The sequence below is a fragment of the Paenibacillus sp. OV219 genome, assembly GCF_900110075.1.
Classification (GTDB): domain Bacteria; phylum Bacillota; class Bacilli; order Paenibacillales; family Paenibacillaceae; genus Paenibacillus_Z.
This window is the reverse complement of record NZ_FOCJ01000005.1, coordinates 346,149-367,916: the sequence shown is the minus strand read 5'-3', so window position 1 is coordinate 367,916 and position 21,768 is coordinate 346,149. Positions and strand designations below refer to the sequence as shown.

General features: G+C 50.4%; 19 protein-coding genes. 18 read left to right on the top strand and 1 reads right to left on the bottom strand.

The genetic code is table 11. From position 1 onward, the window contains the following. Positions 1-9: 9 nt before the first annotated feature. Both BMY11_RS15515 and BMY11_RS15510 read left to right on the top strand, forming a co-directional pair. Positions 10-846, top strand: coding sequence for a phosphotransferase family protein (locus tag BMY11_RS15515; protein WP_177182669.1), 837 nt, complete (start codon positions 10-12; stop codon positions 844-846). Between the two features lie 77 nt (positions 847-923). Beyond that, positions 924-1,646 (top strand): YebC/PmpR family DNA-binding transcriptional regulator, encoded by a 723-nt coding sequence (locus BMY11_RS15510; RefSeq protein WP_090577721.1) that lies wholly within the window; start codon positions 924-926, stop codon positions 1,644-1,646. Positions 1,647-1,959: 313 nt separating this feature from the next. Here the strand turns inward: BMY11_RS15510 and BMY11_RS15505 are convergent, their stop codons facing one another. Then, entirely contained in the window at positions 1,960-3,537 is a 1,578-nt protein-coding gene (locus BMY11_RS15505) for a putative glycoside hydrolase (protein WP_090577719.1), read from the bottom strand. A 151-nt stretch (positions 3,538-3,688) separates the two neighbouring features. On the opposite strand from BMY11_RS15505, the gene BMY11_RS15500 reads away from it, so the two are divergent. From BMY11_RS15500 to BMY11_RS15430, 16 genes are all read left to right on the top strand, one after another. Then, entirely contained in the window at positions 3,689-4,729 is a 1,041-nt protein-coding gene (locus BMY11_RS15500; protein ID WP_256217520.1) for a stalk domain-containing protein, read from the top strand. Positions 4,730-4,742: 13 nt separating this feature from the next. Next, a complete protein-coding gene (locus BMY11_RS15495; RefSeq protein ID WP_090577717.1) occupies positions 4,743-5,399 on the top strand; it encodes a hypothetical protein in 657 nt (218 codons plus the stop codon). Positions 5,400-5,499: 100 nt separating this feature from the next. Then, on the top strand, positions 5,500-6,267 hold the full coding sequence (locus tag BMY11_RS15490; protein ID WP_090577714.1) for a YheC/YheD family protein: 768 nt from the start codon (positions 5,500-5,502) through the stop codon (positions 6,265-6,267). Then, complete coding sequence (locus tag BMY11_RS15485) at positions 6,251-6,433, top strand: hypothetical protein (RefSeq protein WP_090577712.1); 183 nt, start codon at positions 6,251-6,253, stop codon at positions 6,431-6,433. Before BMY11_RS15490 ends, BMY11_RS15485 begins: the two co-directional genes overlap by 17 nt. Further along, positions 6,399-6,563 carry a hypothetical protein gene (locus BMY11_RS28895; RefSeq protein ID WP_177182668.1) on the top strand — a complete coding sequence of 55 codons (165 nt, stop codon included), beginning with the start codon at positions 6,399-6,401 and terminating at the stop codon, positions 6,561-6,563. Before BMY11_RS15485 ends, BMY11_RS28895 begins: the two co-directional genes overlap by 35 nt. A 191-nt stretch (positions 6,564-6,754) precedes the next feature. Then, positions 6,755-8,068: a M20 family metallopeptidase gene (locus tag BMY11_RS15480; protein ID WP_177182667.1), complete on the top strand. Its 1,314-nt coding sequence runs from the start codon at positions 6,755-6,757 to the stop codon at positions 8,066-8,068. Further along, positions 8,055-9,383, top strand: coding sequence for an aspartate aminotransferase family protein (locus BMY11_RS15475; RefSeq protein ID WP_090577708.1), 1,329 nt, complete (start codon positions 8,055-8,057; stop codon positions 9,381-9,383). The genes BMY11_RS15480 and BMY11_RS15475 overlap by 14 nt, the downstream gene beginning before the upstream one ends. A gap of 1 nt (position 9,384) precedes the next feature. Continuing rightward, positions 9,385-10,146, top strand: a complete 762-nt coding sequence (locus BMY11_RS15470) for an SDR family NAD(P)-dependent oxidoreductase (RefSeq protein ID WP_090577706.1) — start codon at positions 9,385-9,387, stop codon at positions 10,144-10,146. A gap of 51 nt (positions 10,147-10,197) precedes the next feature. After that, the gene (locus BMY11_RS15465) at positions 10,198-10,599 is read left to right on the top strand and encodes a Rid family detoxifying hydrolase (protein WP_090577704.1); all 402 of its coding nucleotides are present in this window, start codon (positions 10,198-10,200) and stop codon (positions 10,597-10,599) included. Between the two features lie 3 nt (positions 10,600-10,602). Next, positions 10,603-11,865 (top strand): ROK family protein, encoded by a 1,263-nt coding sequence (locus tag BMY11_RS15460; RefSeq protein ID WP_090577702.1) that lies wholly within the window; start codon positions 10,603-10,605, stop codon positions 11,863-11,865. A 7-nt stretch (positions 11,866-11,872) separates the two neighbouring features. Further along, a complete protein-coding gene (locus BMY11_RS15455; protein ID WP_177182666.1) occupies positions 11,873-13,807 on the top strand; it encodes a sensor histidine kinase in 1,935 nt (644 codons plus the stop codon). After that, positions 13,800-15,407 carry a response regulator transcription factor gene (locus BMY11_RS15450; protein ID WP_090577698.1) on the top strand — a complete coding sequence of 536 codons (1,608 nt, stop codon included), beginning with the start codon at positions 13,800-13,802 and terminating at the stop codon, positions 15,405-15,407. Before BMY11_RS15455 ends, BMY11_RS15450 begins: the two co-directional genes overlap by 8 nt. A gap of 40 nt (positions 15,408-15,447) precedes the next feature. Next, positions 15,448-16,827 (top strand): extracellular solute-binding protein, encoded by a 1,380-nt coding sequence (locus BMY11_RS15445; protein ID WP_090577695.1) that lies wholly within the window; start codon positions 15,448-15,450, stop codon positions 16,825-16,827. A 266-nt stretch (positions 16,828-17,093) separates the two neighbouring features. After that, on the top strand, positions 17,094-19,184 hold the full coding sequence (locus BMY11_RS15440) for a type 1 glutamine amidotransferase family protein (RefSeq protein WP_090577692.1): 2,091 nt from the start codon (positions 17,094-17,096) through the stop codon (positions 19,182-19,184). 82 nt (positions 19,185-19,266) lie between these two features. Further along, positions 19,267-20,325 carry a Gfo/Idh/MocA family protein gene (locus tag BMY11_RS15435; protein WP_177182665.1) on the top strand — a complete coding sequence of 353 codons (1,059 nt, stop codon included), beginning with the start codon at positions 19,267-19,269 and terminating at the stop codon, positions 20,323-20,325. 60 nt (positions 20,326-20,385) lie between these two features. Further along, a complete protein-coding gene (locus tag BMY11_RS15430) occupies positions 20,386-21,705 on the top strand; it encodes a neutral/alkaline non-lysosomal ceramidase N-terminal domain-containing protein (RefSeq protein WP_090577686.1) in 1,320 nt (439 codons plus the stop codon). Positions 21,706-21,768 lie beyond the last annotated feature (63 nt).

Below are 21,768 nucleotides of genomic sequence, written 5' to 3'. Positions count from 1 at the left end.
GACAACGAGATGCTTGGAGAATGTGTCGGAGTCGGTTCAAGCTGTGAAGTTTATGAATGGGGCGGGAGTGCAGACAAAGTTGTAAAGCTATATCATTCAAACTGGAAACAAGAAGATGTGCTGCGCGAGTACAGTAACTGCTCTGCAGCATGGAGCAGCGGTCTGCCAGTGCCAAGACCCTATGAGATGGTGACATGGGAAGCCCGGAACGGAATTGTTTATGAGAGAATAACGGGAGAAACGCTCGTTAATCGAATCTTTCAAAGCTTGTACGCGTTAGAGCTATTCGCGGCGGAAGAGGCGGATCATGAGCTTCGGCAGTATGCGCGAGTGCTGAATACGATTCATCAGACGCCAGCTGAAGGGATCATGACGAGTCAACGCGACAATTTGAAAGCAATCATCGGCCATCCAGAGCCTCTTACTGCCGAAGAGATGGCGGCATTACATACTTATCTGGAGCAGCTGCCTACGAAGAAACAATTGTGTCATGGGGATACGAACCTTAGCAATCTCATTATCGACGGTGATCGTCTCGTCATGATTGATTGGATGCATGCTGCAATTGGCAATCCGGAAGCGGATGTCGCAGAAGTATGTGTCGCCATTGAATATGCGGTTCTTCCTCCTGAAACGCCTGCCGAGGTGGACCAATTCTTCCAGTCTGTAAGACAAACGGCGTATCGTATATTCATGGACGAATATTGCAGCGTATCAGGTGTGACAGAAGCTGAGATTCGAGCCTGGTATCCACCGGTTGCTGCACGTTCTATGGCGTCCGGCGCTCTGCCTGCTGAGCAAGTGGAGAAGCTGGCTGCGATGATTCGGGAGCGGATCAGGGGTTAGCACTTGTCTTCCCTATGTATTATTCAATATAATGGTTCAAGGATCATTATATCTTCGTTTAGGAAAGTGGGTACAGCATGGGACGCAAGTGGAATAATATTAAAGAGAAGAAAGCATCGAAGGACGCAAGCACAAGCAGGGTTAACGCCAAGTTCGGCATTGAGATTTATGTGGCAGCCAAGAAAGGTGAGCCGGATCCGGAGTCGAACCAAGCGCTTAAATTCGTACTCGAACGCGCCAAAACATACAATGTACCGAAATCCATTATCGATCGCGCGATTGAGAAGGCTAAGGGCAGCGGGGATGAGAACTACTCTGAGCTGCGCTATGAAGGCTTCGGTCCAAGCGGTTCGATGATCATTGTCGACACGCTGACGAATAACGTTAACCGCACAGCTGCGGACGTTCGTTCGGTGTTCAATAAGCGTGGCGGTAACATGGGCGTTAGCGGCTCGGTTGCTTATATGTTCAGCCCAACTGCGGTTATCGGTGTAGAAGGCAAGTCCGCCGACGATGTGCTTGAATTGATGATGGAAGCGGATGTAGACGTTCGCGATATTCAAGACGAAGAGGAATCGGCGATCGTTTATGCGGAGCCGGATCAATTCTACTCGGTACAAGCTGTTTTCAAGCAAGCGGGTACGACTGAGTTTACAGTTGCTGAGCAAACGATGCTCGCGCAAAATTTCGTTGAGTTGTCGGGAGACGACCTTTCTTTGTTCGAGAGACTAATTGATGCGCTCGAAGATTTGGAAGATGTTCAACAGGTTTACCACAACGTGGAGTTCCCTGAGGAATAAGAAGTTGGAGGCTGCCGGCGTTTATGCGCTCGGCAGCCTTTTGTTGACCGCCAAGCCGCTTGCCCGGCAGCAACTAAGCTAGTAAAGGAGTACAGGGATGACACCGATTTTATTTATACCCGTAGCCATTATGATACCGGTCATTCTGCTCATCGGTTATATCGTGGTCTATAACAAACGTCAGAAGCAGGACGACAGCGAGTAGCTAATTTGGCCCCAATAGCCTCTCAGGCAACCGTGCCTCTACAATTTGAGAAGCCCCGTTCGGATATCGAACGGGGCTTCTTCACGACTGCTGCCGGGAAGGCTAGAACTACGGTGTATAGTTCACGTCAGCGGAATATTTGTTGTTGGCGTTCCAGATTAAGAACTCATGAATGCCTGAATCATGAAGCGCTTGAATTTGGGCGTCGACCTGCTCTTTGCCGTAATGGATATAACTGCCCTTCGCAAGCCAGGAAGCGGTAAAGTCTTGTATCCACGGCCTAGAGATCGGAGGTGTCTCAAGTGCGTCAAGCTTCTCTTTCTCTCGCTTTGCATACTCGCTCACGAGGCGGTACGGCTCGATATCCGGATGCTTGATGCCGAAATACCCGTCGCTCCAGTGGCTCGGATAGATCATGGATGAGATGACGTCGACATTGTCCGAGATGCGGCTGAAATTTTGCCCGATGCCTGGTGCTTCCGGCAATGTAGCGGAGTATCCGAATATATCGACAGACACTTTCACCCCGTAAGGCTTCAACTGTTCCCTCGCAAAATGCACGAAGTCCGTAACCGCGTCAACGCGCAGCTGAGTGAACCGTTCTTTCTGACTAAAGTCCGGTGCCTTCGGTATCGTCTTCTTGTAGTCGCTGAGCGCTTTCTGCGCATCGTCCATCGCTTTCTTGTTCTCGTCCGTATTGCTGCCGTTATACGTCGTGGTCGCTGTATCATACGCCGTCTGCAGAGGAGCAAGCCCCGAATCATACGCTGCCGTTGCTTCTGAATAGGCTTTCTCTTCCTCAATGAACTTGGTCGGCTTCTTATCCTTGTACTCGCCCATTGAATATTGAAGCACTTTGTCTTTGCGCTCGAACCCTTCTGGGAAGCGGACGTAGTCGAATTGGATTTCTTGGAAGCCGAGCTTCGCGGCGAGAATGGCGGCGTCGACATTGTGCTGCCAGTTCGCCTTCAGAAATGGATTGATGAATCCATCACCGTTGCCGTTGCGCCAAACTTTGCCGTCTAGTACATAAGAGAGCTCGGGATGCTTCTTCGCAAGCACCGTATCCTTGAACGCTACAATGCGGGCAATCGGATAAATGTTATGCTCATGCAGCGTCTTGATGAGTGCCTGCGGATCACGCATATACGGCTGGCCGAACTCGGCTAGATCACCCTCGGGCTTGAACGTAATATAGCCATCATCGTCCTTAATGTCGATTACCATCGCATTGAGGTCAGTATCATCAACAAGCTTCAGAAGCGTCTGCATCCGCGCGCCGCCTGCAGACCAGCCAGTTACGTAGATGCCCCGCACCGCGTCCGGATATTGGAAGGTGTAAGGCGGGACGAAATCTGGCGTAGAAGGCGTGGTCGACGGATCATCAGTTGGGGTAGTTGAAGGATCATCCGATGGCGAGGTCGACGGATTGTCGGTCGGTTCGGTCGAAGGATCATTCGATACATTATTCGATGGTGTGTTTCCAGTATCATTAGATGGTGTGCTTGGCTCCTTATTGGTATTCGTGCTGGAAGCGGAGGGATCGTCCTTCGTACCCGTGTTGTCCGTTTGGCTCGCTGTATTACTTGGCACCTTATTCGTAGTTGTAGTTGGCGAATCCTCCGAACAGGCCGTTAACGACAGCAGCAGTGCGCTCAGCAACCAAGCGGCAAAATGTTTTTTCACAGCGCTCGCGCTCCTTTAGTTCGACGTTTACTAAACTATATGGCACGAGCCCGCCTCGAATGCTTCGCTCGATAAAACTTCAAGCAGCAGCAGAACTTATTGGGCCGATACGCGTTTAATAAGTACCTAACGTGGAAGGAGTATCCTTAAGATGCTAATGACTGGAAATTGGAAAATGATCTCAAGCATGCTCGTTCTCGCGGCTGTTACGATAGCGCAAGGGACTAGTCTACACGCTGCAGAGGCGGAGCAGATACCTTCGTTATTCCTGGACGGGAAGCCATTCACAGCACCTGTCATCATCGAGAACGGCATCAGCTTTGTTCCGATGCGCCCGATCTTCGAGGCGGAAGGTGCCAAGGTTGTATGGGATGAAGCTGCTCATTCGATTACAGCGAAGAAAGACAACTCGGTTATTACATATAAACTGGGAGATCAAGTCGCTTACAAGAATCAGGAGAAGCTAGAGCTTCCAGCACCTGGACAGATCATAAATGGATTAACGATGGTTCCGCTGAGATTCGTGAGCGAGCTGCTTGGCAATGCGGTCAAATGGCATGCTGCGCTGCATACCATCACCATTTCATCGGCGCATTCATTTGACACGAACGTTACATATGGTGTTCATTTAAGAACGGTTCCTAGCGGCGAGGATGCTGCAACCGTTGTCCGCATGCTGCCGAAGGCAGAGCGCATCCATGTCATTCGGGAGGTTGACGCGAATTGGCTGGAGGTGCAAACGGAGGATAATGGGATCGGATTTATTTCCGCCAAACCGAAGTATACGGATTACTCGAGTCAAAGCTTGTCCGCGATGCAGGCTGATGCCATTATCGCATTTGGCGGGGCTTACCTGGGCACACACTATGAGTTTGGAGCTGATTCTGATCAGACGAATACGTTTGATTGTTCTTCTTTCGTCAAGCATGTTTTTGGCGAGGTGCTAGGCATTGATCTTCCGAGGCTCTCCTACGATCAGGCGAAAGAAGGTACAGAAGTGAAGCTTGACGAGTTGCGTAAAGGAGATCTTCTGTTCTTCAGCGCACGCGGGCTCGACATCGGACATGTTGCAATCTATGCGGGAGATGGCCGTATTCTGCATACTTACTCAGACAAGCTTGGTGTTCATTTTGAAACCTTCGAAGGACAGTGGAAAGAGCGATTCGTTACAGCACGTAGAGTGATTGACTAGAGGAGAGGTACCATTGGTTAACAAGAAATGGATGATTAGCACGGCAGTACTGGGATTGATCGTGCTGATCCTGCTTATCATTACGGTTCGGCAGCATAATGAGAATAAGTACGATGATCGTTATATTTCAGAGAAATTGAGCAATACTGTCTCGGGTCTATCACACGCTATTCTTGAAAATGACAAGGTTCTTAACGATACACTGAAGGATACAAAGGGGAAGGTTGTACTCACTTCTCTTCATGCACAGATGCTCTGTGGGAATACTCACGAAATCATGAATCAAATGCAAGAGCTTGATCATTCTGCAGAGTTATTAGGGAAGCGTCGGCAAGACGGTAATCTGAACAATGTAGCCAAATTCACTCTAGATGCAGAGCTGTATTTGTCGAGGAAGGTGATGAACAATGGCCTTCTCTATGATTGTACAGCTCCAAAATCCGATCTCACATTAAATGATGAACAAAAGGACTTCCTTCAGCGGCTGCAAACGGCCAACAAGGAATGGGCACGGATCGTTATCAAATATATTCCAGGGGCAACGAATAGCGAGGCATGGAATTCGTTCTGGGACAAGAGTCGGGATGGATTTGTGCGTCGATCATGGTGGGTAGAGATGCAGAAGGACTTTGCTGCTTCCTCGGGACAATTGCCATTGCTGCCAAATTGATCGACACATCGCCTATTTTTGATGGGAGCCCGTTATCCGCCGTGCCATTTCTCGTCTAGGAGAGTAATCTATCCTTGGTAGGTGCGAAGGAGATGATGGAATGCCTCGAAAAGGCGGCCGCGGCTTCTCGATCAAGAGTAAATGGACGAAGACCAAATGGTTGCTGTCAGACCGGAAATTAAGACGCTTCGTTCCGGAGACGAAGCAGTTCACACGTATATCGCTTAAACAAATGACCGGCAAATATAAGATGGTTTACTTCAAACCGACTGGCGGAACAGGTGGCGGAGGAATTGCTCGAATTATTCGTAGCTTGGGCCGTACTTTCCACGTGAAGAAGGATTTGCGTTCGGCAAAATTGACTTCAAGGCGCGCGCTTTACCGCAAGCTGAAGTCGATCGCCAGCGGCAGGAGCTATTTGCTCCAGAAAGGGATCAAGCTGAGTACTTGCCGCGGCCGACCATTCGATCTCCGCATGACGATGCAGCGGTCCAAAAAACGCAAATGGGTGTCGACCGTGATGTTCGTCAAGCTCGGCAAGCCGGGTAAAGTCGTGACGAACTATCATCAGGGCGGCAAGCTGGCGCTAGTTGAGCCGACCTTGCGGCGCACAGGCTACAACAAGTCGCAGGTAGCGAGCTATACGAAGCAGCTGAAGAAGCTCGGTATGGAAACCGCGCACTGCTTCGATAAGCGCAGCAAGAAGTTCAATGAGCTTGGGCTGGATGTGGCGCTCGACCATCACGGGAAGCTATGGATTCTCGAGGTGAATACACGTCCGAGCTTCAGTGCGCTTAAGTCACTCAGCGACAAGAGTCTATATCGCACCATTGTGCGGTATGGAAGAAATTATGGACGAACAAGGTGAAATGGCTGTCGCCGTTTTTTCTTTCGCCGTGCAGGTTCAAGGGGGCAAATCGTTCGCCGATATCGCGAAGGAGCATGGCGTATCCCGCCAGCAGCTGATTGATACGCTGTTGTCTGAAGTGAATACGAAGATTGCCGTGGTTAAAGCACGGCGACATTACGGATGAGCAAGCAAATCAGAAGAAGCAGGCTGCACTGAAGGAAGTCGAAGATTTCATCGACCATACGCAGACGATATTTGAGATGAAAGCGAAGAGAGCGCAAGGCGAGAAGAAAGAGATTGAAGGAAAGCATTAAGCACAGATTGATGTACAAATTGAAGAAAAGAATGAAGCAACAATCAGGGGAAATAGGAATGGGAGAAGGCTGCCGGTGTCGGTGGCCTTCTTTATTTGTATAAATGTGGAAATAGGCATTGTAGGACGAGCTGACGCTGTTCTATACTCTAATTAGTAAATAAATCTTACTAATTAGATGGAGGAATTAGATTGAATGTTGCGTATCAGGCACTAAGTTGGCTTGAGGCTCATGAAACCGAACTAATTCGTACACTAGCCGATCTAATTATACGTAGAAGTGAGAATTTACCACCTGTCGGGGACGAGAAACCAGTGCAGCTATATCTCAAGCAGCAGCTTGATGCACTCGATTTCAGTACGGAGCTTTATTCATTAACTGAGGTAAACGGACTAGCTGAGCATCCGCAATATTGGCCTGGTCGTGATTACACGGATCGGCCCAATCTGGTTGCAGTGAAGAAAGGAGCAGGAGGAGGTCAATCGCTCCTATTCGCTGTTCATGCGGACGTTGTCCCTGGCGTCGCTGGTCGTCACGCACCGTTTGAACCGGTTGCCCTGAATGGCCGAGTCTACGGTCGCGGCTCGAATGACATGAAGGGCGGGATCGCCGCTATTCTGCTCGCATTTCGCTACTTGAAGGAGCACGGGATACGGCTACGGGGGAATGTCATCCTCGAGAGCGTCGTCGACGAAGAGATGGGCGGCGCTAACGGCACACTGGCAGGTCGCCTTCGCGGCAGCCGCGCGGATGCTGCAATTGTGCCTGAACCTACAAATTTACGCGTGTGTACTTCGCATACAGGCGGCGTCACTTGGCGAATTACGGTGCAGGGTAAAGGAGGAATGGGCTTTGGAGGCGAGGAGGTTACGAATCCGATCTATGCGATTGCACACATGGTATCGGAGATTGAACGTTATGCCGCTGAAGTCCGCGAAGCGAAAGTGTTCCGCACACCTTCAGGGGCAGTAACGACACCGAACGTCGTTCTGTCGATGATTCATGCGGGTTCGTTTGATCCAGGGATGGCTGACGGAGTGCCGGAGTCTTCCTTCATAGAGGTATGGGTTGAGTGTATGCCAGGTGAGTCATTGGCGGATATGGAGCGGGAATTCAAATTACGGATGGAGCGAGTCATTCATCAAAGTGATGAGCATGGGAAGCTGAACGTGAAATGGGAGCAGATCACGCGGTTCTTGTATGGGAGCGAAGCCAAGACGTCGCTTACTGATCTCCTGCTGCCTCTAGCAAGTGAAATAACCGGATTGCCAATGGAGGCCCACATGGCTCCGTTCGCCTGTGATGCATTTATGTTCAATCAGTTCTCGGACACACCTGCGATCATACTTGGCCCGGTCGGTGAGAATGCGCATGCTGCTGATGAATACGTGGAAGTGAACAGCTTGCTGCAGCTAGCCTGCATCTATATTGAAACGATGCTCAGCTGGTGCGGCATAGCAGAGGATGACTCGAACGGAGGAGTGATGCACGGTGAATCACTATGAACACTCGAAGCAGCTATTAGCAGAAGCGAAGAATTATCTGGCAGGGGGAGTATCAAGCTCGTTACGCGCTGCCATGCAGCCAGTTCCGCTCTATGCCTCATCCGCGTCGGGTTCTCGGTTGATTGACGTGGACGGAAACACGTATATCGATTATTTGCTCGCATACGGACCGCTCATACTAGGGCATGCTCATCCGGTATTAACGACAGCCATCACTCAAGCGATGCAAGCCGGCTGTACATACGGGTTGCAGCATGAGGCGGAAATTGCGCTTGCCAGGAAATTGACCGAGTTGATGCCAGCGGCAGAAAAAGTCGTCTTCAGCGGCTCTGGCACCGAAGCGGTTATGCTTGCGCTTCGTTTGTCGCGAGCCTATACGGGCAGATCGAAGATCGTCCGGTTCCAAGGCCATTATCATGGCTGGTCAGACAGCATCTTTACCTCCTTCCCGAGCTCGGATATGCGCGGCGGCGAGATGTCTAACGCAGCAATTGAGCCGGGAACGAGCGGTCAAAGCGCGAACAGCTTGTCGGACATCATCGTCCTTCCATGGAACGATGAAGCAGCCTTTATCGCTGCGATTCGCGCACATGGACCGGAGATCGCGGCGGTTATCACTGAGCCGGTGATGTGCAATTCTGGCTGCATCCAGCCGAAGACGGGTTACTTGGAGCTGCTGCGGAGTATAACTGCGGAGCACCATATTGTGCTGATTTTTGACGAGGTCATTACCGGCTTCCGACTTGGACTTGGAGGGGCTCATGCGCACTTCAGCGTCACGCCGGATCTGGTCACGGTAGGTAAAGCGCTCGGAGGAGGTATTGCGCTAAGTGCGGTTGTCGGTTCACATGCCATCATGGATTTGGTTACATACGGCCATGTGAGTCACTTAGGGACTTTGAACGGTAATGGCGCAGCCATGGCGGCAGGCCTTGCGGTGCTCAGAGAGCTATCGAAGGAAGATGGAGCCGTCTACTTGAGGATGGAACAGCTGACTCATAGGCTCACCGAGGGGCTTCGCGAATTACTAATACAGCATCGAATAAAAGGCTTAGTCAATCAGATCGGTCCTGTGTTTAATCTGATGTTCACGGATGCGCCGGAAGTGTCGACATTCGATGCCTTTAATGCTCGCGACGCGCTGCTCTATGCCAAATTCGCGGAGAAGCTGTTGGACGAAGGTGTGCTCGTGCGATCGAATGGACTATGGTACATCTCTGCTGCGCATACCGAAGCTGATATCGAAGCGACGCTCGAAGCTGTCGATCGCGCGTTTGGTCAGCTAAAGATAGAACGATCCGAAAGCAGGTGCTAGCATGGGACGTCTCTTCTCGAAAGTCGCTATCGTAACCGGCGCAGGCATGGGCATCGGGCGTGCCATCGCGCTGAAATTCGCCTCCGAAGGCGCTTGCGTCGCCGCAGCAGATCTCGATACAGCTGCGTTAGAATCGGTTACATCGGAAATTCGCGCAGCAGGAGGAACCGCACTTCCGCTAATTGCGGACGTAACCGTGAAAGCTGATGTTGATCGGATAGTCGAGCGTACCTTTGCTGAGTGGGGAGCTATTGATGTGCTTGTCACCAGCGCGGGCATTTGCCAAGAGACGGAATTCCTCGCGATCACCGAGGAGGAGTGGGACCGGCATCTCGCTGTAAATTTGAAGGGAACGTTTCTCATCAGCCAGCAGACGGCGCGCACGATGGTCGAATGTGGCACGCGAGGATCCATTATTCATATTTCAAGCGTGAACGGCATGCAAGGGGAGGCCAATCAAGCGCATTACAATGTCAGCAAAGCAGGCGTAAACTTGTTGACGATGTCGATGGCGGTCGAGCTTGGCCGAGCCGGGATCCGCGTCAATGCGATCTGTCCGGGATTTATACAGACACGGCTCACGCAGGCGCTTATTGATCAACCATCGCTCATTCGAGAGTATTTAAAGTCCGTTCCTCTCGGACGGGTTGGCCAGCCGGAGGAAGTGGCGAATATGGCATTATTTCTCGCTTCTTATGAGTCCAACTATGTGAGTGGTCAGACGCTCGTCATAGACGGTGGGCAGCTGAACAAATTGGCTTGATAGGTAAGCTAGTATCGGAGATTTATTCCACAATAATCGGAGGGATGAACGATGACATTCTATTCGAAGCGTCCAGTTCAGACAAAAGAGGCGCCGGGCAACACGGGACCCTATTCGCAAGGGCTCGTAGTTGGGCCATTCGTCTATGTGTCCGGCCAAGGCCCGCTCGATCCGCAAACCAAAGCGGTCGTGAGCGGGACAATTGAAGAAGAAACGATGGTTACTTTCAAAAACATTGAAGCGATTCTCCTTGCAGCAGGATCTTCGTTGAATGACGTTGTGAAAGTGAACGTCTATTTGCAGGATATCGGCGACTTCGAGCGCTTTAGCCGAACGTATGCGACGATCTTTGAGAGAGTCAAGGTGCTGCCGGTAAGAACAACAGTCGGCGCGGGTCTGACCGGAATCAAGGTGGAGTGCGATGTCGTAGCGCTCCAATCTCGGCAGGAATAAACGATGCTCAAACGACCTACATCGAAGATAAGCGCTGCAGCTTTTCCAGATCACAGTACGAATCTACTGCTCGTCAAGCAGTCGAATCTCTCCTTGCTCTTCACCCTTATTCAGAAGTATGAACGAATTTCAAGGGCGCAATTAGCAGAGATGACTCAGCTAAGCCCAACCACCGTCTCGACACTGACCGATGAGCTGCTGTCTAAGCGGCTCATCCGTGAGACGGGAGCAGGGGTGTCAGAGACGCGCGGCCGCAAGCCGATTATGCTTGAGATCCGCCCGGATGGCGGCTATGTTGCGGCAGCTGAATGGATGAACGACCGATTCAGCTTATTTCTTTATGATTTACAAGGAAATGAGGTGGGTGGCGGCGAATCCATCATCAAGGATTACACACAAATTGCTGATCTCCTAAGTCGCCGATTGGATGAATTGGTCGCCGAATATGGATTGAGCGCCGCCAAGCTGGTCGGATTATGTATCGGTATTCCGGGCCTTATTGATTTCGAGCATCAGCGTGTCATTCAATCCACTGTCCTTGCGATTGAACGAGACAATAACTTCTACGAGCAGCTGCAAGTCAGATATGGCGCAATGCCGATTATGCTCGGCAATCAATCTAGCTTTTACGCCTATGCGGAGCAAGCTTATGGTGCGGCGAAGGCGTACAAGGACATGATCTTCATTGACAGCAATGTCGGGATCGGCGCAGGCTTTCTACTAGATGGCAAAATCTTCACCGGTTCAAGAGGTCTCGGAGGCGAGATCGGACATATGACGATCGACCGTCACGGTCCTCGCTGCAAATGCGGCAACCGAGGCTGCCTGGAGCTCATGGCTGGATTGCCTGCCATCCTTAATAAACTCCAGTTCGCAATCCTATCAGGGAGAGCGACATCGCTTCAACCACAGCTAGAGACGAATCCGATTCCGGCCATTCGCTCAGCCTTTGAACAAGGTGATCTGCTAGTCGTGGAAGTATTGGATGAAATGGCTCGTGATTTAGCCTTCGGCATTACGAATGTCGTCCATCTCATCAATCCCGAAGCTGTCATGATTGGCGGCAGAATAACCCAGCTCGGAGATGCGTTCTTGCGTCTGCTGCAGGATGCTGTCGCGGAGAAGCTACCTCACATTCCGCCTGATAAGCTGGCGGTGCGTTATTCCGAGCTTCAAGAAGATGCTGTTACACGCGGGGCTTCACGCTATCTGCTTGATCAGATTGGAAGCAATTTATCCGTACTTCATCATGTATGGTCGGAGTGATCTTACGATGAATCGTAATGGCGGGAGATCGTGGATACGATCGCTATATTATGTCATGATCAGCAACATACGCCGGTTGAATATTTTCTACCGGCTCCTCTTCTCATTCCTGCTAGTCATTATCGTCCCTTCCCTCATCATTGGCTACTTCGCCATTCACAAGTATTCCAGCCAAATCGAGCTGAACAACAGCAAATATTCCAATCAAATGATTAGCATGATTAATAAAGTAGTCAGCGAGCGACTTGTGAAATACGAGGATTTGTCCTATCGCATCTATTCTGACGAATCTATCGTTTCGTTGCTCAACACGAATCGGTCGCTCAACGCCAACAAGGCTATGAACGCGGAGGAGAAGGAGCGCTACGATATTACGAAACGTTCACTGAATCATTATTTGTATGAAATTAGCCAATCTTCCGGATTGATCCTGAATATTGAAATTGTGACGGACATAGATGAGTATACGCAGATCAGCCGGAATAACGAGATTCGCGGCGCTTTTCTGAGAGATATTAACGTGTTCAGACAGTCGGATAACTACATAAGGGCCATTTACTCTGACGGCAATCCGGTATGGTTCGATACATCCAAAGAGAATAACGTCTATGCCAGCCAAATCATGCAGGATCATGTTATTAGCAACTACATCACTTTACTAAGAGAATTGCCGGACCCGAGTGGTGGGAAGCCGCTAGGCGTCATTGTTATGAATATCTCAACGAAGGTGTTCGCGGGCATGTTCGGGAATAGCGATATAAGCAATAATGTCAATTTGCTGCTCCTCAGCGATCACGGCGTCATCTATTCCCTTAATGAGAATATTAACGGCCCTATATTGGATCAGCATGTCGCGACAGGGCTGTTTCATAATAACAAGAGGAACTTCGTGACGAAGATTAATGGACAGGAATGCTTTGTGGTATTGAAGGATTTTGAATATACCGGTTGGACGCTTGCGAGCTTGATCCCGATGGACAATCTGCTATCTAGTGTGTTTGAAGTGCAGAAGATTATCGTCCTTACGAGCGTGATCTGCATGATCATTGCAACGATTATTTCCTTCTTCGTGACGATAAGCATCTATTATCCGCTCAACAGGCTGAAGAAAACGATGGTGATGATGGATGAGAAGAACATGGATTTGCACTACGCGGACGATATTCACGATGAGATCGGAATGGTCGGTCAGCTGTTCAATACGATGGTCACGAGAATCCGAAGCTTGATCAATGCGATCTACGAAGCCGAGCTTAACCAGAACAAAGAAGCGATTCGGCGCAAAAATGCACAGTGGGACGCCATGCAGATGCAGATCAATTCGCACTTTCTTTACAATACGCTCGACATGATCAGGTGGGAGGCGATGTCGCTGGAGAATGGGGAAGGCAGACTAAGCCAGATGATCGCTTATTTTGCCGGATTCCTTCGATTAGGGACGAAGAAGAACGATAAGCTGGTTTCGATTCAAGAAGAGATCGAGCATGCAGAGACGTACTTGAAGGTGCTCTCCTTTCGACAGCGGGGGGAGATCGTGCTTCATCAGCAGATGGAGGAGGGAGTTCTGGAATGCCTGATTACGAAGCTATCGCTCCAGCCGATTGTGGAGAACGCGATTGTTCACGGACTTGCCAGGCGGAAGAACGATAAAGAAATTGCTATTAAGGCGTTCCGATCAGGGGGCGACATTATCATTGAGATTCGAGATAACGGGATTGGGATGGAGCCTGAGAAAATAGCCCGAATCAATGAGGAGATCAGCCATTATAACAGTGATTCGAGCAGTCTTGGATTGAAAAATATTAACGAGCGGCTGCAGCTGTTTTTCGGCGAGCAGTATGGGCTGCGAGTAGCCAGTCAACTGGGACAAGGTACTTGTGTCTCCGTGCAAATTCCCTATATGAAGGCTGAAGAAGACGGAGGGATCGGGCGGGATGTATAGTCTGCTGATTGTCGACGATGAGGAATTCGTTCGGGAAGGTCTTCGCAAATTTGTGGAATGGGATAAGCTGGGCTACAGGGTGGTCTACGATGCAGATTCGGCGGAGAAGGCGCTCGAGATTATGGAGCAGGAATGCATTGAGACGGTACTAACCGATATCATGATGCCTGATATCGATGGTCTGGAGCTTATCGGAGAGATCAATAAACGGTATCCGGATATCATTACGGTCATCCTGAGCGGATTCGGCGAATTCGAGTATGCGCAGCGGGCACTGCGGCTTGGCGCTGTGGATTACTTGACCAAGCCGGTTAATTTCGCAGAGATCAATCGTGTATTCGGCATGGTGAATGAGATGCTGGAACGCAAGAAACAGAGCAGAACGATGCAGGCGGATTATTATCGTTTCATGACCGAGCAGCTGTTGAACAATCTTGTGAAAGGCAGCTTCAATGACGAACAGCTCATCCGCAAGAAAGCAGAGACACTCCAGCTGGAGCTGCCAATCGGCGATTACCGTCTCTTGCGCGTCCATCTATCAGGGGCAAATGCAGTGCCGGCTGAGCCTTCAATAAGCGACAAGCAAGCGAGCCAAGATCAGAAAACGCAAGCGATCCAGCTGTTAGCCGCCTTTTTGCAGCCATTCGGTGTTTGTCATGTGTTCAATAACGATATTCGAGAAGTAAGCGCTATTCTCTTCACGAACGAGGATAATTCCAGGCTAGAGATTGTTATGAGACAGCTACAAGAGGAGCTAAGCTGCAGCCTTGGATGTACAATCCATATCGGGCTTGGACGGGGATACAACGACATCATGCACGCGAAGAAATCATACGATGAGGCGGGCAAAGCGCTCGAATACCTCGTCTTCAAGAAGCAGAGCGGTGTCTTGGGTTACGATGAAGTCGCGCGATTCTTCACCGAGCAGTCTGTAGTGACGGATGAGGCCAAGAACGTTATCCTCTCGTATCTGTCGCAGGCAGACTCAGCCAGCTTAATTGCTCATGTCCAGTCCATTCTGGAAGATATGGCGCTGAAAGCACAGACGAACAGCCCACTCATCCACAACAGCTGTATTGAAATCATGCTTATCGTGAACAAATTTGCCCATCATAGCGCTGACGAAACGGGAATAGGGACTTCGGCGGAAGAGAGAAATTCCTTCACGATCAAGCAGTTGATGCAGCTAGAAAGCATCGACGAGATCATGCAGTTCATGGAACATTATATTACCGTGTCGATGGAGAAGCTGGGGAAGGTCCGAAAGAAGACGACAGGCAGAATTATCGACTATGCGATGAAATACATTACGGAGCATTTCTGCGAAGAGATTACGCTGAGCAAGCTCTCCGAGGTTCTGTTTGTCCATCCGGTCTACATCAGCCGGTTGTTTAAAGAGGAGCTTGGCGAGAACTTCGTCGATTATTTGAAGAAGGTCCGTATTGAGAAATCGAAGGAGCTCTTGTCTAATCTCTCGCTTAAAGTGTATGAAGTGTCCGAGATGATCGGTTATGACAGCCCGAAGTATTTCAGCAAGCTGTTTAAAGAGATTACCGGGATCACGCCAAAAGAGTATCAGGATCATCACGCGGCCCATTGAGATGCGGTATCCATTCTTCGAACACCAGGAGGATTGATCCATGCGAAAGTTATCCGTCGTCTTCATCGCGCTAGTTGTATTGGGGGCCTTGCTGTACCAGTATGCTGCGAAATTCATGCGAGGAAATGCAGAGGATCAGACAGCGACCGGGTCGAACAATCAAACTGTCATGTCTGCGGATGCGGAAGCACAGCCCGTCGAGATTACGATATGGGACAGTACGACGAAGGATGAATTTATTGTGCGCGAAAGGGCAGAGTTTCTTAAGCTGCATCCGAACATCCGCATCAATGCGGTCGTCCATGAAGGTGACGGCGGGGCGGACTTTTATCAAGGTGTAGCAGCCGGCAACGCCCCGGACCTTGTCGTGCTGAATCAAGCGCTCATGGATAAATATGTGAGAGCGGGCATTATAGCGCCGCTTGACCGTTATTTTGCCAGCTGGGGTGAATCCAAGTATTTTATTAAGAAATGGCTCGATTATTTCATGTATAACGGGCAGCTATACGGATTGCCTGGGGAGTCCTCGACCATTTTCTTCGGCTATAACAAACGTCTGTTCCGAGAAGCAGGCATCGCAGCACCGCCCCAAACATGGGCTGAGATGCTTGAAGACGCGAAGAAGCTGACGATCCCTGCAAAGCAGCAATATGGATATAACATTCTAGCCTCCGAATGGTGCGAATGGTGGTTTCAATATTATGTGTGGCAGGCAGGAGGGGACTTGACGAAACAGAATCCGGACGGCACTTTGAAGCTGACCTTCACGGACCCGGCTGTCGTTAAAGCAGCGGAATTTTATCAGCAGCTAATGAAGGCTCATGTCACGCAGACGGATTTGTCCATGAAATTTGATGCGCTGCTGCAGGCTTTCGCGAAGGGGAAGGCGGCGATGATGCCTTTTGCCTCCGATTGGGTCGCATGGGCGGTCAGTCTTGGTGCGGATATTAATGATATTGGGCTCGCTCCGTTCCCCAAAGGTCCCGGAGGAACCGGGATGACCGGTGGCGGACCGGGCTGCTGGGCGATTAACGCGAAGACGACGAAGGAGAAGCAGGACGCGGCTTGGGCCTATATTTCGTTCGTCAGCAGCAAGGGCTACATTACGGAAGAACAGCAGAATCTAGCGGAAATTAATGGTGCAGCCAATCCGGTCATTATCCCGAGAACGGACTTTACGATCGGCAATATTGTGAAGATTGACCCTGATCTGCTTCATGTACTGAAGGTTGTGGAGCTGGAGACTAGACCGGAGTTCTACGGCAAGGGCGTTGTTGGCAAGTATGTCGATCATGCGGTGCAGCGCATTGTAAGCGATCCGAACGTGAAGCCGTTTGAAGAGTTCAAACGAGCACAGGAGCAAGCTGAGAAAGAAGTTCTGAGTGATTTCAACAAAGATATTCTATCGGAGAGCAATTAGGCATAGCACTTTCGCTTAGCAGAGACTTTGCATACGTTTCCACTATGGAGAGCATGAGGACGCTTCCGTAGCCGGTGACGCGCGCAAGGTCTCTTTGTTTTCTAGCTTCAAACTCGCATGAACTGGTTGATTTAAAGCACTTTTTTTAAATTTTGTAGCATGTTTTATTTGCTGTCTTTCTCTTAGAATTATCCTCAAAGAAGGATGAGAAAGGCAGGTGGCGATGTACAGCGTTAATAAGATTACGAAAAAGGGAGGCAATTGCGATGAACGGAAGAGGGATGCGAACATGGCTTCGTCCATGCTTGGTCGTAACGAGCGCAACATTCATGCTAGGTTCCGTGAGCTTCTCAACTCTAACAGCTGCAGATTCCAGCAATGATAAGGCAGCAGCTAGCCGAACAGCTTCCCCGAGCTGGTTTGAGATTTTCCACGAGGATTATTCGCCTACGCCAGAAACGGATCCGACAGTAGCTTCGTTCTTTGCACAGAAGATGGGTACGGGCAAAGAGATCGTATCCTCGTTGACAGAATCAGAGATGGATTGGTTTAAGAGCAATGGCTATGCCGTCTCACTCAATAAGAACGCGAGCACGGAAGTGTTACAGCGCCGAATGGTCTATGAACCTAATTACGCGCCGGGAACGTACGCGGATATTTTACAAGAATGGGGTAAGATGAAGGCGCTCTCCAGCTACTATACGAATACGCTCGGCAAGCCTAGCAAAGTTTGGTGGGACATTATGGCGGAATGGGATGGATCGGGCTTCTGGATGGCGGTGCCGCAGCATCCGTTCTTCTGGGAGAACAAATCCTTCCCTGCTAAAGCGGACGCCTACACGGCATTTAAGAACTATTATTTTACTTTGAACCCGCTCGGTTCGCTGCTTAAGCAAACACCTGCTCAGCGAGGAACAAACGTATACGCAGTAACGGATCAAGGCAGCTTCGCCGCGTATCCTTACCAGTGGGGCATCGATATGAACGCAGTGGAGACGGCAACAGAAACCGTCAACGATATTCAGACGAGTATTGCCTTCCTCAGAGGCGCGGCGAAGCAGTACGGGTCGAAGCCATGGGGAGTTGACGTTTCATTCTGGCAGTTCCTCAGCGCGACACCATCAACTTATGACGAGAATAACAAGCGAACTGGCGGCTTCTCGGAGAGCTATCTGGCTAGACATATGTATGCCGCTTATATGAACGGTGCGAATGCGCTCCGATTGGAGCCTGTCATTCTGAACAAGGCGAATTCAAGCACGGAATTGAACCCGCTCGGTACAGCGGAGAAGGCGTTCGCCGACTTCAGCTTAACTCGCCATCCTCGTACTGGAGCGAGCGGTATCGGTACGACAGAGGTGCCAGCTGCATTGATCATGCCGTTCGATAACGGCTACGACGCACGGCACTGGCAGAATCAGCGCGGTGCCGGGCAGGATAAGACCTGGTACAAAACCTATGACTTTACAGATGGCGATTGGATGATAGATAACCTGTTCAATCAGCTCTACCCCGATTATTGGAAGCACGGCACGAATATAGGAGCTCCGTACACTGATAATGCGTCCTATACGAGTTTCTTAGCGGGTAACGGAGATACGAGACCGTACGAGCCGATCGGCAATTCCAAGTGGGGCGATTCGTTCGACGTCCTGTATGACAATGCTTCCGATAAGGCGTTGTCGGACTACAAGCTGCTCATTCTATCTGGTGATGTTAAGGTCGATAAGGTCATGCGGAAAAAGCTGAAGGCACTCGTCGAAGCAGGCGGTACGCTGATTGCGAATGTGAATCAAGTCACGCCGGCCGATGAGGAGCTGCTTGGGGTGAAATTGACTTCCAGCACTGGAACAGGAAACACTTCGAGCTGGCTTGCCGATAGTTCTGCTTACGTGGAATCTGCCTATACGTACGCCAAAGTAAAGCTGACCTCAGCGAAGAAGGCTGCTGTGAACAGCAACGGTGACGCAATCATTACACTTAACAAAGTGGGCCGAGGCAAAGTGTATTTGACGACGCCTGCTTATATGCAGAACAACAGTAAGGATCAGCTGCTGCATATTGGCAGCAAGCTGATTGATACGGAGATACGCGCGAACGTCTCTGCAACGCTCGAAGGCAAACCGGCCATGTACATCGTGAACACGGATGCGAACAAAGTCGTAGTGATGGTCATGAACAACAGTGGTACGACTTGGGATGGCAATGTCGTCGTGAATAAGCCCTCTTCGTCGAAATATAAGACGCAGGAGTGGATCACAGATACACCAGCAATAAGTAAGGTCGTCGGCGGAAAGGTCAAGATTAGCGCTTCAGTCCCAGCCTACGATGTGAGGGTATACGCCATAACTTGGTAAGCTGCCACAACACCGCTGCAATCGTGTTGCAATGACTGTTGCAGCGGTAAATCATGAGCGGATGGGGAGAGTGATGCGTTCCATGAAGAGCGAAACAGGAAGAAAGCTGGGCTTCGGCATTATATCTGCCAGCTACATGGCAATGGATCATGTGAGAGGCGTCAAGGCGAATAAGCACGCTGAAGTGAAAGCGATCTGCGATATTGATCTAGCGAAGGCGGAGCGTGTAGCCGCTGAATTCTTCATCCAGGACTATTATGCCGATTATACGGAGCTGCTGAAGCGGGATGACATCGACGTTATCATCGTGTCGACACCGGATCAGCTGCACGCCGAGATGACTATCGCCGCATTAGAAGCCGGGAAGCACGTATTGTGCGAGAAGCCGATGGCATTAACCATCGAGGAGTGCAAGCAGATGATCGATGCGTCGGAGCGAACGGGTAAGAAGCTGATGGTAGGGCAAATATGTAGATATGCGCCTGGGTTTGCGCTTGCCAAGAAGCTCATTGATGATGGAGAGATTGGCGAGCTCTTCTACGTGGAATCGGAATATGCACATGACTATTCGGAAGCGCCTGGCGTGGGGAACTGGCGCATAGACCCGGTTCGGCTGCGTCATCCGGTGCTGGGCGGTGGCTGTCATGCTGTTGATTTGCTGCGGTGGATTGCAGGCAATCCGTATGAGGTGACGGCGTATGCAAACCGGAAAGTGCTGCAATCCTGGCCGGTGGACGACTGCACCATTGCCATCATGCGCTTCCCGCAGGATGTCATTGGCAAAGTGATGGTGTCCGTCGGCTGCAAGCGTGCCTATACGATGAGGTCGGTGTTCTATGGAAACCAAGGGACGATTATTGTCGACAATACGAGTCCGACGCTGACAATCTATAAGGATAGAATTAGCGGCGACACGGGATTGTTTAATGACGTTAACGATCAGACGATCAGCATTTCGCATCCCGTTAATATTCGCAGTCACAATACGATTGATGAGATTAAGGAATTTGTCGATATTCTGCTGAACGACGACCAAGTACGCACAGACGGTGTCGAAGGCGCGTCAACCGCAGCAGTGTGTCTGGCGATTGTAGAATCGGCATCCACGAATCAAAGTGTGCGTATCCAGTATGATTTTTGAGAGTGAGAGTGAGAGTGAGAGTGAGAGTGAGAGTGAGAGTGAGAGGGGAGTTCAACAGCTATGGGAGCAACGATTAGAGCAGGGGCTTGGCGAACCTGCATCACACCGCCGCTTGATGTACCGATTGCGGGCGGATTCTTCGAGATTCGGCCGACCGAAGTGCTGGACGACTTATATGCAAGCGCGCTTGTCATCGATGATGGGGTCGCTGAGGTTGCTTTAGTCTCCGTCGATATTTGTTTCATCGGAACTTCGATCATCACGGAAATTGCAGATGCGATAAGTGAGAAATGCGGCATTGCGAAGACGAATATTTTGCTCACTGCGACGCATACGCACAAGAGTCCGGAGCTAATGGGCGGCGGGCTCCGCGATGGGCAAGTGAACCGTGAGGAGCAGGACTTTTATTTGGCTTTCTTCAAGAAGTCGCTCGTGACGTCGGTCATAATGGCACAGAAGCAGAAACAGCCTGTCCGCATCGGCGTCGGTCGAGGCGAGAATAAGAATCACGTGTTCAATCGGCGGCTACGGAAGCCTGACGGTTCGATTGTCGTGAACTGGGTAGACCGCAGCTTCACTCAGGATTGCATCGCGGATGGCGTCATTGATCCAGAGATGACTGTGATTCGCATTGATCGTGCTGATGGTGAGCCCGCTGCAATCATCGTTAATTATGCGCTTCATAACAACGCAATCACGGACCAGCTTGTCATTAGCGCGGATCTATCGGGCTATATGTCGAGCATTATCAGGAAGGTGTATGGCGATGATGTCGTTGTCTTATTCCTTCCTGGCGCTTGCGGAGAGATCAACTGGATTGATTACCGCGATTTCAATCAAGTGTTCGACCTGAAGCTGTTCAAGCAGATCGGAACTGGGCTTGCAGGTACGGTGCTGCAAATTATGCCGATGCTCGAATACCCCGAAATTGCGGATATTGGCGTACTGCATGAGGAACTGATCATTCCTGACCGGCCTTACAATGATTATGACGACAAACCGGATACGACGTTCGGCCCAGTGGAAGGAAGCCGGGACGTATTCGAATTCTACAGAAGCACGAAGGAAGCGAATAAGGACAAAGCGCTGCCGCTCAACAAAGTGGATATCCATGCGATTCGCCTCGGACAGCAAATTGCGATTGCGACAAATCCTGCAGAGCTGTTCGTCGAATATGGCCTGGCGATTAAAGAGAGGTCACCTTTCAAATACACGCTCATCTCCGAGCTAACGAATGGCAATGCCGGCTATGCGTGTACAAGGGCGGCGTTCGAGGAAGGCGGCTATGAGGTTCGCAAATCAGGAGGCAGCCATATGGATATCGCTGCCGGTGAGCGGATTGTCGAAACGAGTGTGAAGTTATTGCGCGGTCTACTATAGGGCTGCTTCATTAAGAGACGAAGAGTGTCTACTCTTTGTCTCTTTTTATTTGCCTCGCATCTA